Origin of the sequence: Rhodococcus sp. FH8, assembly GCF_019266085.1 — a bacterium.
Classification (GTDB): Bacteria; Actinomycetota; Actinomycetes; order Mycobacteriales; family Mycobacteriaceae; genus Rhodococcus_F; species Rhodococcus_F qingshengii.
The window spans coordinates 1-16,461 of record NZ_LPNQ01000057.1; the positions used below are offsets into that span (position 1 = coordinate 1).

A 16,461-nucleotide genomic window follows, 5' to 3' on the forward strand; every position below is an offset into this window, starting at 1 on the left:
GCCAGGCACTTCGTACAACCTCGTGTCACTCACCCTCGCAGGTGGGAGTCGGTGTCCGTGTCGCTCTGACCTGGACAAAGTTACGCGAAGATCAACACAACACCAAATCGCCAGGTCAGAGCACTGCAGTCAGTTAACAGGCGATACTTTTCTCGAATTTTTGCTTCTCGCGATGACTTTCTGCGCCCACTGCGGTCTGTATGAGCAGGAACCAACAGGAACCGAATCGTTCAGTAATCAATCAACCGAGTTCAAGGAGCACCCAATGTCTCGTCTTCTCTTCGTCAACATGCCGGTCAAGGACGTCGCCGCCACCCGTGCATTCTTCAGTGGCCTCGGCTTCGAGTTCAACGACATGTTCAGTGACGAGAACACTGTCTCGATGATCGTCAGCGATTCCGCCACCGTCATGTTCCTGAACGAACCGCGTTTCGGGGACTTCATCGCCGACGACATCTGCGACACGTCGAAAGCTCGTGAAGCACTGATGTGTGTGTCGGCCGACAGCAGGGAGGAAGTCGACACCTTCGTCGACGCGGCGATTGCTGCCGGCGGCAGCAAGTGGATGGAGCCCCAGGATCACGGCTTCATGTACGGACGCGCATTCCGCGACCTCGACAATCACGTCTGGGAGGTCATGTGGATGGACCCGGCTGCGACTGTTCCCCAGCAGTAACGCACAGCAACAGCAGTAACGAGCAGTCGCGCGGGTCCTCCATACCGGAGGGCTCGCGCAACTCCTTGCCCCTACAACTCGGCAGGGCCCCTACAGCTCGGCAGGCAATCCGAACCGTGCGAACAGACTCAGATCGAAGAAACACGTCACGTGCGAGATCCCGGACTCGGTGACATCGAGAACGTGCAACTGGAAAGCGCGGTGAACACCATCGGGCTCGCGCATGTAGAGGCCGAACGCCGGCTGTCCGTTCGCAGCGGTCGGAAGTAGGCGCATCGCTCCTGGTCCGTCGGCCGGGCATTTGGTTCCGATGAGTTGCCCGATTGCCTCGGGGCCCTGGTACCAACCCTCGAACGGAGGCATCTCCCAGATGGCTTCGCGCGTGAACAGTTCGACGATGGCCTCGACGTCGTAGCTCTCGAAGCTGTGCACGTAGTCGCGAAGCAACTTCCGGGCAGCCTCGGTAGTCGGTTCCACGAGATCGTCCTCGGTGGGTCCGATGTGATTGATCTGCGCGCGAGCCCGCTGCAGCAGGCTGTTTACCGCAGTGGTTGTGGTGTCCAGCGCCTCCGCAACTTCCGACGCCTTCCACTGGAGAACGTCACGTAGAACCAGAACCGCACGTTGGCGCGCGGACAAGTGCTGCAAAGCGGCAACAAGCGCGAGCCTGACCGAATCGCGATTGACGACCATGACGGCCGGATCATTGACGTCGCCCAACGCAGAATCGGCGATCGGTTCCAACCAGGCAATCTCGTTGCGCTCGATCAAATCGTCGGCCGGGTCCGAACTAGGTGCGCCGAGGCCGGTCGGGAGGGGACGCCTCGATCTCCCCTCCAGCGCGGTCAGGCAGGTATTCGTCGCGATGCGGTAGAGCCAGGTCCTGAGAGATGACTGGCCCTTGTAACCGTCGAACCCGCGCCAAGCCCGGATGAACGTCTCCTGGACCTGGTCTTCGGCGTCGTGAATCGACCCCATCATGCGATAGCAGTGCGCCAGCAACTCGCGGCGGTACGGATCGGCAAGAGTGAGGAAATCACTGTCCAACGCCTGATCGACTGTCATTTGTTCAGACTAGTGGCCGAGCGCCCGAAACACAGGCGTCGGCGAGAATTCGATCAGGCAGGCGCCTGCACCGCAGTCAACCTGGATCTCTTCCGGAGAACGAACCCCAGTGATTCGTAGAGTCTGATCGCATTCGTATTCGATTGCACTGCATGGAGAAATGGCAGCTCGCCGCGATCGCGAATCCCGGCAGCGACGGCACGGATCAGCGTCGTACCCAGGCCTCGACCCCGAAAGTCGCTGTCAGTGCACACCGCACTGATTTCCGTCCATCCCGGAGGGTGCAACCGCTCCCCCGCCATGGCAACAAGTCTTCCGTCGACGCGAATGCCGTAGTAACTGCCCATCTCGACGGTACGAGGAAGAAACGGTCCTGGCTTGGTGCGCTCGATCAATGCCAGAATTTCGGGAACGTCGCCCGTTCCGAGAAGTTCGACCGACGGATCAACGGAGACTTCAAGTGCGGATCCGTCCATCTGCACCGAGCCGAACTGATCCACAACACGCCACCCTTCCGGCGGGCGATGATCAAATCCTCGTAAACCTACTGTGCCGCCAGGACCTACGAGTGTGAGTAGGTTCTCCCAGTCCTCGGCGTCCAACTCGGGCGGATGACCGACAAACGGCGCGACCGTCGGGTCGTATCGCGCAACTCTCCCTGCCCAGCGAGCGAATTGCGCATGATGTCCGCGAAGTCCTTGTCGCACAGGATCGTCCAGCGGATGGGTGTCGACATCCGTGTCAACTGTCTCGACAAACGACGCCAGGGTCGCCTCCGTGGTCATCGAACCTCTTCCTGCCCTATTTGCCTGTGATGGAGGCGAACGAACCTCCCCGCCCACCTCGATGACAACGCTAGGAACACTTGCTGTCGTAGTCGCCGGATAGAATCAAGATGATTCTGACCTCGACCTGTATTTCCGGCGTCAATCAGGGCTCGATTGCAGATCTGCACCAGGACATTCGTCGCGACGCCTCACCAACCGGAAGGCTATTTGGCATGAGCAACTCCGACCCGATCAGGTCCGCATTCGACCAGTTGCCCCTGAAGGAGATGGACGCTGCAACGCTGGTCTTCGCCATCGAGAGCGCCGTCGACGAGCTGGCGATCTCGGGTGAAACCCTACGGCTCGCCATGGAGGTCGCTACCCTTGCGCACCTCGATCAGTTCAGAAAGAACGGGATCAAGTCCGACGAGGATCCCTACATCGTTCATCCCCTACGAAATGTATTGCGGCTGCTTCGGTACGGGTGCTCCGATGTCGAGATCCTGAGCGCAACCGCGCTTCACGACACGGTCGAGGACCGACCACACGCCGTCATCGCGCTCCTCGGTGGCCAGACTGCAGACGACATGTCCGCATCCGAAGCGCAGGAACGTGCGTCAACACTCATCGCGTCGCGCTTCGGCCACAGAATCTCCGAACTTGTTGAGGCAGTGACCAATCCAATCGACTACCCATGCGACAACACCACCGCCGGATATCAGGATCACGTCATCCGCGCGATAGCGGATCCCGCAGTGTTCCTCGTGAAGTTCAGTGACTTCGTCGACAACGCGGGAAGCGTGAAGTACCTGAGCGAGACCGACAGGCTGAGACTGGTCACGAAATACGAACCACTCGTGGAGCACTTCAAGCGGACTTCACTTGCTCTCGGCAACGGATTGCACCTCCCTCCCTCAGGACTCGACGCGATCGCAAAGCACATCGCAACCATCGAAGGCGATTTCTCGAATACGGTCCGACCGGACATAAAAAATACTCGCCAGTAGTACCGATCAGTAATAATCGAGCAACACAGAGAATTCTCCGAATATGCGATTTTGTTACCAGTGAGTATTCACTTTCTTGCCGATTTCATTACCATCGTGATCCGTGTCACAAGTCCGAATTCGATTGCACCGCAATGATTTAACGCCATATGTGTAACCGTGGTTCACGTTGACTAATATTCTTCAATTCGCCCAGGTGACATGAGCGTCGACATACTGCATTCTTAGATAAACCAGGGATTCCCTGGAAGCAGACACAATATGTTGCTGATTCGTGATTGGAGCGGTTCTGAGTCCACGCCTGCAGGGTGGCGCACAAGGCACACAGTGCCTCAGCGCACACAGCGCTTCGGTGCACACAGTGCTTCAGCGCAGGGGACTCGACGAACCGGAAGGGCAATCACTTGCCGACGCGCAACCGGGGGAAACACAGCGCATCGCGGCGTAGTTCACGAACCGGGGAATCCGGGTACGTGGGACACGGTCGGCTCATATCGCAACGTACGTGACGAAGAATCTCATCAAGGACGGTGGCAGTGACAATGTTCAAACGAATCGCAGTGGTCAATCGAGGTGAGGCCGCGGTCCGGCTGATCAGGGCTGTACGCGAACTGAACGCCGAACACGACTACGGCATTCGCGTCATTGCGCTGCACACCGAGGCCGAGCGCCGCGCCATGTTCGTCCGCCAGGCCGATGAGGGCGTGACCCTGCGCAGCACCGGCACCGGTAGCCCGTACCTCGACTACGCCGAACTCGAGCGAGCACTGCTCGCAGCCAAGGCCGACGCAGTCTGGGTCGGCTGGGGCTTCGTGGCCGAGGATCCCGCCTTCGCGGAGATCGTCGCGAAACTGGGCATCACGTTCATCGGCCCGAGCGCCGACGCGATGCGCCTGCTCGGCGACAAGGTTGCCGCCAAGATCCTGGCCGAGAAGGTCGGCGTACCGGTCGCCCCGTGGAGCGGCGGACCGGTCGAAACGCGCGCCGACGCTCGTCGTCATGCTCAGTCCATCGGATATCCCCTGATCATCAAGGCCCGAAGCGGCGGCGGCGGACGCGGTATCCGCAAGGTCTGGGCCGAAGACGAACTCGAAGTTGCACTCGAGCGCACGCAGGGCGAAGCAGAGCGGTCCTTCGGCGACCCCGTCGTCTTCCTCGAACGCCTTGTCACCGATGCACGCCACGTCGAGGTACAGGTCATCGCCGACAACCACGGCAATGTCTGGGCTCCGGGCGTTCGCGACTGCTCGATTCAGCGTCGCAACCAGAAGGTCATCGAAGAATCCGCCTCCCCCGTCCTGACCGAAGAACAGTCGGACCACCTCAAGAAGGTGTCCGCCGAACTGGTCAAGGCAGCCGGATACCAGGGCGCAGGCACGGTCGAATACCTCTACCAGCCCGAGAACAAGCTCTTCACGTTCCTCGAGGTCAACACCCGCCTGCAGGTCGAGCACCCGATCACCGAGGTCACCACCGGAATCGACCTCGTCAAACTGCAGATCCTGGTCGCCAGTGGTGACGAATTGGTCGGTGACTGCCCGCCCGCATTCGGCCACGCCGTCGAAGCCCGCCTCAACGCCGAAGACGCCGACAACGATTTCGCGCCGGCACCCGGCACCGTTCAGCTCCTCAAGTTCCCGCTCGGCTCCGGCATCCGGGTCGACACCGGCATCGCTGCCGGGGACGTCATTCCGCCCGACTACGACTCGATGGTCGCGAAGGTCATCGCGTGGGGCCGCAACCGCTCCGAGGCACTTGCGCGTCTGCGCACTGCCCTTCGTGAAACCACTGTCGTACTCGACGGCGGCACTACCACCAAGTCGTTCCTCCTCGATCTACTCGATCGCGACGAGGTCATCTCGGCATCCGCGGATACCGGCTGGCTCGACCGCACGGGCGCCCTCACCGGCACCACTCGCCGCGCGGACGTCGCGCTGATCGCCACCGCCATCGATGCTTACGACGCCGAGGAGTCCCTCGAGCGTGCGGCCTTCCTCGCCTCGGCACGTGGCGGCCGCCCACGCGCCAATCACGCGATCGGCCGTACCGTCGAGCTCAACTACCAAGGTCAGGCATACAAACTGACCGTCGGGCGTATCGGCCCGCACCGCTACCGCGTCGACGGAGACGCCGGAGACATCGAGGTCGACGTCGATCGTCTCGGTGACTTCGAGTCACGGCTGGTGATCGGTGATCGCCGCTTCCACGTCGTTTCCGTCGTGAGCCCGGCTCGCTATCTCGTCGAGGTCGACGGCATCAGCCACCAGATCAGCCAGGACGACGCCGGCGTAGTCCGCGCGCCGGCTCCCGCCGTAGTGGTAGCAGTACCGGTCGCGGTCGGCGACGACGTCGAAGCCGGATCCACTCTGGTCGTGCTCGAATCCATGAAGATGGAGACCGCGGTTCGCGCTCCGTACGCGGGCAAAGTGCGTGAGGTTCTCGCTACCGTCAACTCCCAGGTCGATGCCGGCGCACCGCTCCTGCGCGTCGACCAGGTCAGTGAGGAAGCTGTCACGGAGAAGGCTCCGCGAGTCCAATTCGATCTTCCCGCAGCAACTTCCGGGTCCGATACCCGCGCAGATGCATTGGCACAGCTGGAAGCACTGACCGCGATGATCAGTGGCTACGACGTCAGCGGCAAGCACGCAAACGCTGTTCTGGCCGAATACGACGCACTTCGCAGCGCACTCGAATCCGAGGACCGCGAACTGGTCCAGGCAGAACTGGCTGTGCTGACCACCTTCGCCGACATCTGCGAACTCTCGCGCAACAAGCCCACCTCGGGCGAGTCCGCGAAGGACGAGTCCGTCCACAGCCCCCGCGAGCACTTCCACACCTTCCTGCACTCACTCGACTCCGAGCGCGAAGGTTTGCCGGCGTCGTTCCGCACGAGACTCGAACGGGCACTTCGCCACTACGACGTCACCGATCTGGAAGATCGCCAGGCCGTCGAGGAAGCGGTGTACCGACTCTTCCTGGCTCTGCAGCGCATGGAAGCCCAGATCCCGGTCATTGCAGCACTTCTCGAAGGCTGGCTCGTCGGCGACAAGGCTCCCGGTTGCTCGGCGCAGGAGCTCAACGAGGTTCTCGATCGACTCATCGTCGCGACGCAGGTCCGCTACCCCGTCATCGGCGACGTCGCCCGCAACCTTCGCTTCCGGTTCTTCGACGAGCCGCGCATCCGCAAGGTTCGCGAAGACGTCTACGACGGAGTACGCGGCAACCTCGCCTACCTCGAGGAGCAGCCGGACGCTGCAGATTTCGACGAGCGAATCGCCAATCTCGTCGCCACTCCCGAACCGCTCCTGGACCTGTTGGGTCGAAAGATCGGCCTCGGCAACCGCGATGGCGGCCCTCTGCTCGAGGTCATCACGCGTCGCTACTACAAGATTCACTCGTTCGAAGACGTCCGCGTTTTCGAGCACGTCGACCGCCGTTTCGTAACCGGTAACTTCGACCTCAAGGGCGACGGGCTGCATCTGGTCTCGACGGTGGCCGAATTCGACGCTCTCGGTACGGCTCTCGACGATGTCGCCACGATCGCGCAGGATGCTCCATCCGGTCGCGGGCTGGTAGTCGACATCTACCTCGACTGGCCTGATCAGCCCGCCGACGGCGACGTGCTCGTCGAGACGCTGCGCACCGAACTCTCGCGCAACGAGACGATCACACGGTCTCGCCGCGCGACGGTGATCATCTGCAACCCGAACGGGGATCCGGTCCGGTGGGTCACCTTCCGCCCCGTCGACGGCGAACTGGTCGAGGACCACATCATCCGCGACATGCATCCGCTCACGGGTCAGCGTCTGGACATGTGGCGCCTGAAGAACTTCAACGGAAAGCGCCTCCCGGCTCCGGAGAACACCTACCTGTTCCACCTCTCCGCCAAGGAGAATCCGAAGGACGAGCGCCTGATCGCTCTGGCCGAAATCCGCGACGTGACACCGCAACTCGACGACGAAGGTCAGATGGTTGCACTCCCGGCCATCGAGCGCACGCTCGCTGCCTGCCTCGACGGTATCCGCCGTGCGCAGTCCCAGCGCGGCGACAAGCGTCGACTCGCAGCCAACCGCGTCGTGCTCTACGTGTGGCCGGTCGCCGACGTTCCCAGCGAGCGGTTCTCGGTGATCGCTCAGAACGCAGCCCGACTGACCGTCGGCGCCGGGCTCGAAGAGATCACGCTCATCACTCGGCTGAAGGACCGAAAGGGCGGCGCGCCCAAGGAAGTTGCGCTGCGATTCTCCTACCGCGCGGGTGCCGGTGTGGTCATCAACAAGACCACACCTCCCACCGAACCGCTGCTCCCCCTCGACGCGTACGCCCAGAAGGTCCAGAGTTCGCGGGCACGCGGCACGGTGTACCCGTACGAGCTGATTCCGCTCCTGACCGGCACCAAGGGCACCTTCGTCGAGCACGACTTCGACGAAGCGGGCGTCCTCTCACCTGTCGAGCGTCCGTACGGGCTCAACAAGGCCGGCATCGTCGTCGGCCTCGTGAACACGCCGACGCCGCGCTATCCCGAGGGAATGACCCGTGTCGCGCTATTCGGTGACCCCACCAAGGCGCTCGGTACCGTCGCCGAGGCCGAATGCTCACGCGTCGTCGCTGCCATCGACCTGGCCGAGAAGTTGAACGCTCCGGTCGAGTGGTTCGCACTGTCCTCCGGTGCCACCATCTCGATGGAGAGCGGCACCGAGAACATGGACTGGGTCTCCCGCGGCCTGCGCCGAATCATCACCTTCACCCAGAACGGCGGCGAGATCAACATCGTCGTCACGGGCATCAACGTCGGCGCTCAGCCCTACTGGAACGCCGAAGCCACCATGTTGATGCACACCAAGGGCATTCTGGTGATGACCCCGGACAGCGCGATGGTGCTGACCGGCAAGCAGTCTCTCGACTACTCCGGTGGTGTGTCGGCCGAGGACAACTTCGGTATCGGTGGTTACGACCGCGTCATGGGCCCCAACGGCCAGGCACAGTATTGGGCCCCCGACCTCACTGCGGCGTGCGAGATCCTGTTCCGTCACTACGCACACTCGTACCTCGCTCCCGGCGAACGGTTCCCGCGCCGCGCAGCGACGACGGACCCTGTCGATCGCGACGTGCGTAGCTTCCCGCACACCCACCCGTCGAGCGACTTCGAGACGGTCGGCGACATCTTCTCCTCGGCGAAGAACCCGGATCGCAAGAAGCCCTTCGACATTCGCACCGTAATGCGTTCGGTGGTCGACCAGGACCACTCTGTTCTCGAGCGTTGGGCCGACATGGCCGGCGCCGACACCTCGGTCGTTCTGGACGCGCACCTCGCCGGACATCCGGTCACAGTGGTGGGCATCGAATCCCGCGCGATCCCACGTAAGGGGCACTTCCCCGCCGACGGTCCCGACACCTGGACGTCGGGAACGCTGTTCCCGAACTCGTCGAAGAAGACTGCCCGCGCGATCAATGCTGCGAGCGGCAACCGTCCGATCGTGGTGCTGGCCAACCTGTCCGGCTTCGACGGTTCCCCGGAGTCGCTGCGCAACATCCAGCTCGAGTACGGCGCCGAGATCGGCCGCGCCATCGTCAACTTCGACGGACCGATCGTGTTCTGCGTCGTCTCCCGCTACCACGGCGGCGCGTTCGTCGTGTTCTCCGGTGCGCTCAACGACAACATGGAAGTTCTTGCTGTCGAAGGCTCGTTCGCGTCGGTACTCGGCGGCGCCCCCGCCGCCGCAGTGGTCTTCACCCGTGAGGTGAACACCCGCACCAACAACGACCCGAAGGTGCAGCAACTGGAGGCAGACTTGGCAGCAGCCAAGGATGACACGGAGAAAGCACATCTGCGCGTAGAACTGAACGCTCAGCGCATCGCCGTCCGCTCCGACAAGCTCGGCGAAGTGGCATCCGAATTCGAAGCGATCCACAACATCCAGCGGGCCCGAGAGGTCGGCTCGGTGGATGAGATCGTCCCTGCCGCAGAACTGCGTCCGCAGATCATCGCAGCAGTCGAACGCGGCATGAAGCGCGCACTCGCGCAGTAAGTTTCTCCGCACGTCGAGCGGTCCCGCGAAATGCGGGGCCGCTCGATTTGTGTCCAGGCCTCGATTTGTGTCCAGGCAGCGCCTGCGTCAGACCCCCTCGAGCGCCTCTCCGATCTCTTCGAGGACGTGATTGTGCTGCTCTGTTGCGAGCAGATGCCCCGCTGCAATGGTGACTGCCACGGGCCACTCGATGATCTCGAAGGCGACCATCAGTCCCATCACCGCAAAGTAGGCGATCTGCTCGGGTCTCGGAACAGGGATGGCACCGACGATCGGTAGCTCCAACTCGAAGCTCCGTGCCGAACGGACGGATTCGACTACCGCGCGGTGATCGACGGGGTTCGTGTGGTCGACGGTGTTCTGGGACATGTCACGATTCCTCAGGATTCATCTCGGGTCGCCCGGGAGTTCGGCGACGTGTCACTTCCAGCAGCGACGCTCACAAGCGTGTCTGATTCACCGGTTTCCGCTTCTTTGATTTCCACGTCGCTGATTTCCACGCTGTCGCGAGCGCTGACTCCCCCGGTTCGGGAGGTGTACGCAGTGCTCGTTCGCGTCGGGATCTTGCGAATCGTCGACTGACCGTTCGCGTTCTCCTCAGTTGCGGCAATCCGCTCCAACACCCGCGGAGCCAGCGCGGCGAGCAGCGTCGCCGCCGACGCGCAGCCCACCGCTTGGCCCCAGGCGATGGGACCGAGCGGCGTGCAACCGAGAAATTGGCTCACCACGGGTGTGCTGACGAGCGTCGCCAGCGCCGCAGCGGATCCGGCAACGGTTGCGACCACCAGCGGACTGCGTGATTCGAGCAGCGTCTGCCCCAGTTGGGTGCCCACCAGGGCAACCAACGCCACCGTCGACGCTCGCCGCCTCCTACCGCTCGCCCGGGCCAGAAGCCACGCTGCCAGCGCACCGATTGCCGTGGCACCGCCGCGGACAGCGATCGTCTGCCACAAGGCATGAGCGTCCATCTGTTCGGACTTCTCGGATCCGTTCTCGGACGGGGTGCTCACCGCAAGCGCGGCAGCGGGCAAGGCGTCCGTCATCAGATTGACCAGTAGCAACTGCCTTGCGTTGAGCGGTGATTCGCCAGACAACGCAGAACCGATCAGCGCGAATGCGACTTCACCCGCGTTGCCTCCGAGCAAAACCCCTACCGCTGATCTGACCCGCCGCCACAATTGACTGCCCTCGTCCAATGCGTCGGTCAGTCCGCCGACACGGCCGTCGAGGAGCACGATGTCTGCGGCGCCGCGCGCCGGATCACTGTCGGTCGACGCCACCCCGATTCCCACGCTGGAAACTCGGATCGCCGCAGCATCGTTCGCGCCGTCACCGACCATGGCGCACACCCGCCCGTCGGTCTCCAACGCTTGCACGATCTCGACCTTCTGCTCGGGTGTCACGCGCGCAAAGACGCTGCTGCCGCGGACCGCATCCCGTCTTTCGGCGCGAGAGAAGTTCTCCCAGTCAGGACCGGTGACAACATCCTCGCGTGCGACGTCCAACCCCAGTTCGGTGGCGACCGCGGCCGCTGTTGTCGGATGATCCCCGGTCAGCACGCGCACTTGCCGTCCGTCGCCTCGAAGTTCTCGAACAAGTTGCGTTGCTTCGGGTCTCAGCGTGTCCGAGAGTCCGAGAAGGCCGACCGCTTCCAGCCCCTCGGAGCAACACTGTTCGAGAAATTGCGAGTCTTCGCCTGCGCGTCGCGCGTCGTGTTCCGACAACTCGCGCTGGGCGACGGCAACCACCCGCAGTCCGCGTCCGGCCATGCTTTGAACGTGCTTCGCCGACACAGCATTCGGATCTCGTCCTGCTTCGGTCACGAATTCCGGCGAACCTTTGAGTGCGATCCGCCTGCCGAACAAAGCTGCCGAGTACGGCCGCCCCGACCTGAACGGAACGAGGTTGTTCGCCTCGACGTCACCGAAAACCGAAGCATCGTCCAGAGCTTGCTGGGCTGCATCGACGACGGCGGCATCCGTCGAATGAAACACGCGATCGTCGCGACTTCCCAGGGCACTGCGCGCCGCAACTTCCAGAATCTCGCTTTCGTCCCAGCCGTCGACGCGTTCGACCGCGGCCACCCGTAGCTTGTTCTCGCTGAGGGTTCCGGTCTTGTCGAAGCAGACCACGTCGACACGACCGAGCGCTTCTATCGATCGTGGCGCACGAACCAACACTCCTGCTGCAGTGAGCCTTCGCGCTGCGGCCTGCTGAGCCAGAGTGGCAACCAGAGGCAGCCCCTCCGGCACGGCAGCCACAGCCACGGCCACACCTCCGGTGACGGCGCGGCGCAGACCGGTACCACGAAGCAGACCCGCGACTGTCACCAACGCCCCACCGCCGATACTGGCCGGCAGGGTCGCCCTCGTGAGTTCGCGAAGTCTGTTGGTCAGGCCCACAGCAGGTCCGGATCGGGACACACCGACATCGGCACGCCTGGTCACCGTTCGGGCTCCGATGGCCGTGACCACGCCACGACCGGATCCGGCAAGCACTGTTGTCCCTGCGTAGGCCATGCACCTTCGCTCGGCCAGTGGCATCCCAGGGGTCGGGTCGGTCTGCTTGTCGACGGGCAGGGACTCTCCCGTCAACGACGACTCGTCGACTTCCAGCGATTCGACGCTCAACAGGCGACAATCTGCGGGCACGATGTCCCCGGACTCGATTGCCACGACGTCACCGAGTTCGAGCGCGTCGGCCGCTGTCTCGACCGTGCCGTCGTTGGTTACTCGCCGAGCTACCGGTTCCTGAGTCCGCAAGAGCCGCTGCACCGCCCGCTCCGAATGAAGCCGTTGAACAGCGGACATCGCGGCATTGCCGACCAAGACCGAGCCGACCAGGACGGCGTCTACCGGTGAACCGAGGACTGCACTGGCAGCGGAGCCGGTCGCCAACACAGGCGTCAGTGGATCCGCCAATTCTGTTCGCAACGCCGACAATCCGTCACGGATCAACCTGAACCGTGCGGGCGCTCGCACACGAGCTTCCGCACGGTGCGGTGTATGTCGGATGGATTCGGATAGTTCGCGAACGACAGCATCACCGTCCATCTCATGCCAGGTATCGCTCGGAGTACCGACAGGGACGGGCGCTTTAATCACAGATCGGGACAAGGTGTATCCGGTCCACAGTCCCGCGGCCGAACCAGCTGTGATCGGCCCCGGCCCAGCCCCTCGAACTCCCGGAAGCATGATCAAGGCACCCAATGCCGAAGAACCTGAGGAGAGTTCGACACCGCGCCTCGTCGCTGTTCGAGCAGCCGGGAGCGCATGGACAACCCGCCACGCCCCGGCCAAGTCGGTGTGGATGTCGGCACTCACGTGCTCGCCACTCGGTGGTGAAATCCCGATGCGTAGCACTGCCTGTCCCGATATCGCCCTACTCGACACGATCGCAACTGTCCGACCCTCGGCCACCAACGCCGAGAGAGCTTCGCGCAGGCCGGCTTCGGCAGTCGATTGCGCCGGATAGAGCTCGTCGAATCCACTTCGCAGTGATCCGAGCCCGTCGTCGTCGATCGTGACGGCTGCGACCCCGGCCGCACGTATTTCGCCTATCAGTGTTTCCGCCAGACCTTTTCGCACGGGTCGCACGACCACTTCGGCGCCGCCGATGCGGTGCCTTCCCACTCCCACAGTTCCGTCGTTCAGAGCTTTCCTGGCTTGTTCCCACACTGCGACGCGATCCGACTCGGCCACCTCTCGTATGTCGGAAACCCGGAGCGAGTCGTCGAAGAGGACACTCGGATCGACGAGGACGGTGTCAATACGATCGAGCATGCGTAGAGCCGCAGAGTCCGAAACGGCGGTGTGGTGCGTCCGCCACAGACCGTATGACACACCAGCAGCGAATGATTCGCGCGACATCCGAAGCGGCCGCGGCGCCGAAACCTTGATACTCGTCGCGACGGTGTCGCCGCCGGCAGAGACGGTAGCCAGTGCAGCCCCGGCCACCAACTGAACCCCTGCGATCCTGTCTGCGTAACGCTCCCCCGGACCACTCGGTTCAGGCCTCGTGGAAGAACCGCGACCGCCAGGTTCGAATGACCACACCCGCCGAGAGTTTCGCGCCGCCAGAGTTTCGCGCAGCAGCATCGTCCGCAGCCAGAAATCCACGCCCAATGACGCAGGCGCATAGGTCAGAACATCCGCGAACGACGTCGCCGACTCCAATGCGAAGTCGGTGAGCGAACGGCCAAGGCGCTGTTCGATTCGCCGACGCACCCGGGGTTGATAATTGATCGCCGACACCGCCGCCGAGACATAGGCGGAACCTGGGATTCGCGGGGCACCGAATATCGATCCCGCTGCTGCAGGAATCATCCCCACACCCGCCAACGCGAGGGTGCCGGTCCGCAACGCCACGTCACTGACAGCGGTTCGCGGAATCGTCGAACCGCCCACCAACGCGAGTCCCGACAACGCCAGGCGCGGCGGCAAAGTTGCCACCGACACCGCACGCCGGGCCATCGCTGAGAACATCAGTGAGTGGATCGAGTGTGCGAAGAACTGTGAGTTCGATCCTGTGACCGGCCGGCCGCCTTGTGGGAGTTTCCGCTCGATTCCTTCTTTACCTGTTCCGGCTTGCTCGTGCGGCCAACCGCCTTGACCTGGCGATCCGGCCGACCGCTCTTGCGATCCCATTCGTGGAGTACCAGGGCCGTGCCGCCGACTGCCAAGAGCACCGGCCATTCCACCAATCCCGCCGCACCCACGGCCGCCATCGTGAGAACCGCCGTCGGCGTCGAGGAACTACCCGCACGAATTCCGTCTCGGACGCCCTCCGCCGTTCCGCGTATCCCGCCCGTCACTCCACCGATCACTCCACCGCCGACGGCTCCGGCCACCGTCGTCGTTGCGTCTGCCACACCACGAACGACGCGGGTGGCTTCGTCCACAATCATCATCGGACGCTCCTATCAGCAGTCCATCGAAGAATTCAGTATTTGAGGCCATACCCAACACCGACGGCGGCAATCACGATCCGATACATTTTTCGGCGAACCTGGCGAGGGCGCGCCATCGCCAGCGCCGTGAGAGGGTACGGTGCGGGATGCAGCGACCACCTTCATCGACGGGAGTTCCACACAGTGGCGATCATCGGAAATTCGGATCTCGACATCTTCCGACTCAGCTTGGGCGGCAACCCTTTCGGATGGACCGCGGACGAGAAGACGTCCTTCGAGATCCTCGACTCGTTCGCCGAGGCCGGTGCAAATTTCATCGACACCTCCGACTCGTACACGGCGTCGGCTCCCGGCAATTCCGGTGGGGAATCCGAAACGATCATCGGGAAATGGATCACCGATCGGGGACTGCAGAACGACATCGTCGTCGCCACCAAGGTGGGTAGCCATCCCGATTTCAAGGGCCTGAAGGCCGACAACATCGCGGCCGCAGCTGAGGCGTCGCTGCAGCGCCTGCAGACGGACTGCATCGATCTGTACTACGCGCATTTCGACGACCCGCAGACTCCGCTCGAGGAAACTCTCGAAGCCTTCAATGCGTTGGTCGTCGCGGGCAAGGTTCGCTATCTCGGAATCTCCAACTACAGCCCCGATCGCGTCCGGGAGTGGCTGCGAATCACCGAAGAGAACGGTTACGCCGCGCCGATCGCCCTGCAACCGCACTACAACCTGGTTCACCGCAAGTCGTACGAACCCGAACTTGCCCAGATCGCCACCGACAACAACATCAGCGTCTTCCCGTACTTCGCTCTCGCTTCCGGCTTCCTGACCGGAAAATACAAGACCCGCGCGGATATCGAAGGCAGCTCCCGCGAACGACTGACCGCCGGATACTTCAGCGACGCCGGACTCGACGTCGTCGCGGAACTGGCGACAATCGCGCAGGCACACGACAGCGAGATCTCGACCGTCGCGCTGGCCTGGCTGCTGACTCGACCGGGCATCACCGCACCGATCGCGAGCGTCAGCCGGCCCGAGCAGCTCCCGGCGCTACTGGACGCCCCGAATCTGGTGCTCTCGTCGAACGAACTGGACACTCTCGAACGGGTGTCGGCGGCAGTCGGAGCCTGAGATCAGGCAGTTTTGAGATGAGCGCCGAGGGCCGTGTTGTTGATCGTCCAGAACGACCAACCGTCATGGCTCTCGGTGTCGCCTGAGATGTGACCGGTGACGGCATTTGCGGCCGCGGTCGGATCAGGGAATCGGCGGCCTTCCATCGGTCCGCGCATGATCTCGACGACCTCGGTGGTTTCGTCGAAGCGCCCGACCCAGCGATATCCGTGGCAATCGGCTGTCATCTCGAGGCGATTGTCGACGACTTCGATCTCCTCGACACCGCTGGCGCGACGCTTCTTCGCGGCGACTGGCGACGTCTTACGCTTGGTCGCAACCGGGGTCTCGACGTAAATGCTCGGATCCTTGACCGCGGCCAAGCCCAGCGCATCCCAACGATCGTGACCGTGCACGACGCGCCCACGCGGAATCGCGTGATGGCCGGTGCGATTACGTCCGGGGCTGTCCATGATCCACAGGTCGACCTCGGCACGGATGTCGTCGGCGACCTCGTTGGAGGGCAACATGTAGAACTCGTGCGGATCTGCTGCCAGATCGACGAACACCCAGAACTCGGAGCGGGTGTCGTCACTCTCGAGCGACTCGTCCTGACGCCTGGCCTGCCAGTCACCGTCGAGCTTGGAACGCACGCGGACGATTCGGCTGACACCGTCAGCGCCCGTCACCTCGACGGGATTACGACGTGAGTGCGTGAGACGGACAGCCTTGCCCCCACGCTGCGTAGCTTCGGAAATGAACGCATTGATGCCGCGGCTTGCGGTGTCTTCCATGATCGACCTGTCTCGAGCGGGTACGCCCGCATCACCGGATCGGCATCGGGGTCGAGCATTGAGCGAAATTCCGGCCTTTACTTCGATCGTGTGGCCGGTCAGTACCC

The 16,461-nt window shown here is 63.0% G+C and carries 10 protein-coding genes; 4 read left to right on the forward strand and 6 right to left on the reverse strand.

Translation table 11 applies throughout. The features are described 5' to 3' along the window. The first annotated feature begins 265 nt into the window (after positions 1 to 265). The gene (locus ATN38_RS02675; RefSeq protein ID WP_003945103.1) at positions 266 to 676 is read left to right on the forward strand and encodes a VOC family protein; all 411 of its coding nucleotides are present in this window, start codon (positions 266 to 268) and stop codon (positions 674 to 676) included. A 90-nt stretch (positions 677 to 766) separates the two neighbouring features. Here ATN38_RS02675 and ATN38_RS02680 read toward each other — a convergent pair whose 3' ends face one another. Both ATN38_RS02680 and ATN38_RS02685 read right to left on the reverse strand, forming a co-directional pair. Next, complete coding sequence (locus ATN38_RS02680) at positions 767 to 1,741, reverse strand: sigma-70 family RNA polymerase sigma factor (protein ID WP_003945115.1); 975 nt, start codon at positions 1,739 to 1,741, stop codon at positions 767 to 769. Between the two features lie 53 nt (positions 1,742 to 1,794). Further along, complete coding sequence (locus tag ATN38_RS02685) at positions 1,795 to 2,526, reverse strand: GNAT family N-acetyltransferase (protein WP_030536901.1); 732 nt, start codon at positions 2,524 to 2,526, stop codon at positions 1,795 to 1,797. A 215-nt stretch (positions 2,527 to 2,741) separates the two neighbouring features. Between ATN38_RS02685 and ATN38_RS02690 the strand changes: the two genes are divergently transcribed. After that, positions 2,742 to 3,515: a hypothetical protein gene (locus tag ATN38_RS02690; RefSeq protein ID WP_225320093.1), complete on the forward strand. Its 774-nt coding sequence runs from the start codon at positions 2,742 to 2,744 to the stop codon at positions 3,513 to 3,515. A gap of 542 nt (positions 3,516 to 4,057) precedes the next feature. Then, positions 4,058 to 9,541, forward strand: coding sequence for a carboxyl transferase domain-containing protein (locus ATN38_RS02695; RefSeq protein ID WP_065455508.1), 5,484 nt, complete (start codon positions 4,058 to 4,060; stop codon positions 9,539 to 9,541). 87 nt (positions 9,542 to 9,628) lie between these two features. On the opposite strand, the gene ATN38_RS02700 is transcribed toward ATN38_RS02695, so the two are convergent. From ATN38_RS02700 to ATN38_RS02710, 3 genes are read right to left on the reverse strand one after another with little or no spacing between them, the layout of a single operon-like run. Next, positions 9,629 to 9,910: a hypothetical protein gene (locus tag ATN38_RS02700; RefSeq protein WP_030536904.1), complete on the reverse strand. Its 282-nt coding sequence runs from the start codon at positions 9,908 to 9,910 to the stop codon at positions 9,629 to 9,631. An 11-nt stretch (positions 9,911 to 9,921) separates the two neighbouring features. After that, positions 9,922 to 14,025: a cation-translocating P-type ATPase gene (locus tag ATN38_RS02705; RefSeq protein ID WP_218747553.1), complete on the reverse strand. Its 4,104-nt coding sequence runs from the start codon at positions 14,023 to 14,025 to the stop codon at positions 9,922 to 9,924. After that, positions 14,025 to 14,450 (reverse strand): hypothetical protein, encoded by a 426-nt coding sequence (locus ATN38_RS02710; RefSeq protein WP_042450317.1) that lies wholly within the window; start codon positions 14,448 to 14,450, stop codon positions 14,025 to 14,027. The genes ATN38_RS02705 and ATN38_RS02710 overlap by 1 nt, the downstream gene beginning before the upstream one ends. A 183-nt stretch (positions 14,451 to 14,633) precedes the next feature. Here ATN38_RS02710 and ATN38_RS02715 point away from each other — a divergent pair, with 183 nt between their 5' ends. Next, positions 14,634 to 15,581 (forward strand): aldo/keto reductase, encoded by a 948-nt coding sequence (locus ATN38_RS02715; protein WP_007732210.1) that lies wholly within the window; start codon positions 14,634 to 14,636, stop codon positions 15,579 to 15,581. Positions 15,582 to 15,583: 2 nt separating this feature from the next. Here the strand turns inward: ATN38_RS02715 and ATN38_RS02720 are convergent, their stop codons facing one another. Next, positions 15,584 to 16,354, reverse strand: coding sequence for a hypothetical protein (locus ATN38_RS02720; protein ID WP_003945109.1), 771 nt, complete (start codon positions 16,352 to 16,354; stop codon positions 15,584 to 15,586). Positions 16,355 to 16,461: the final 107 nt, after the last annotated feature.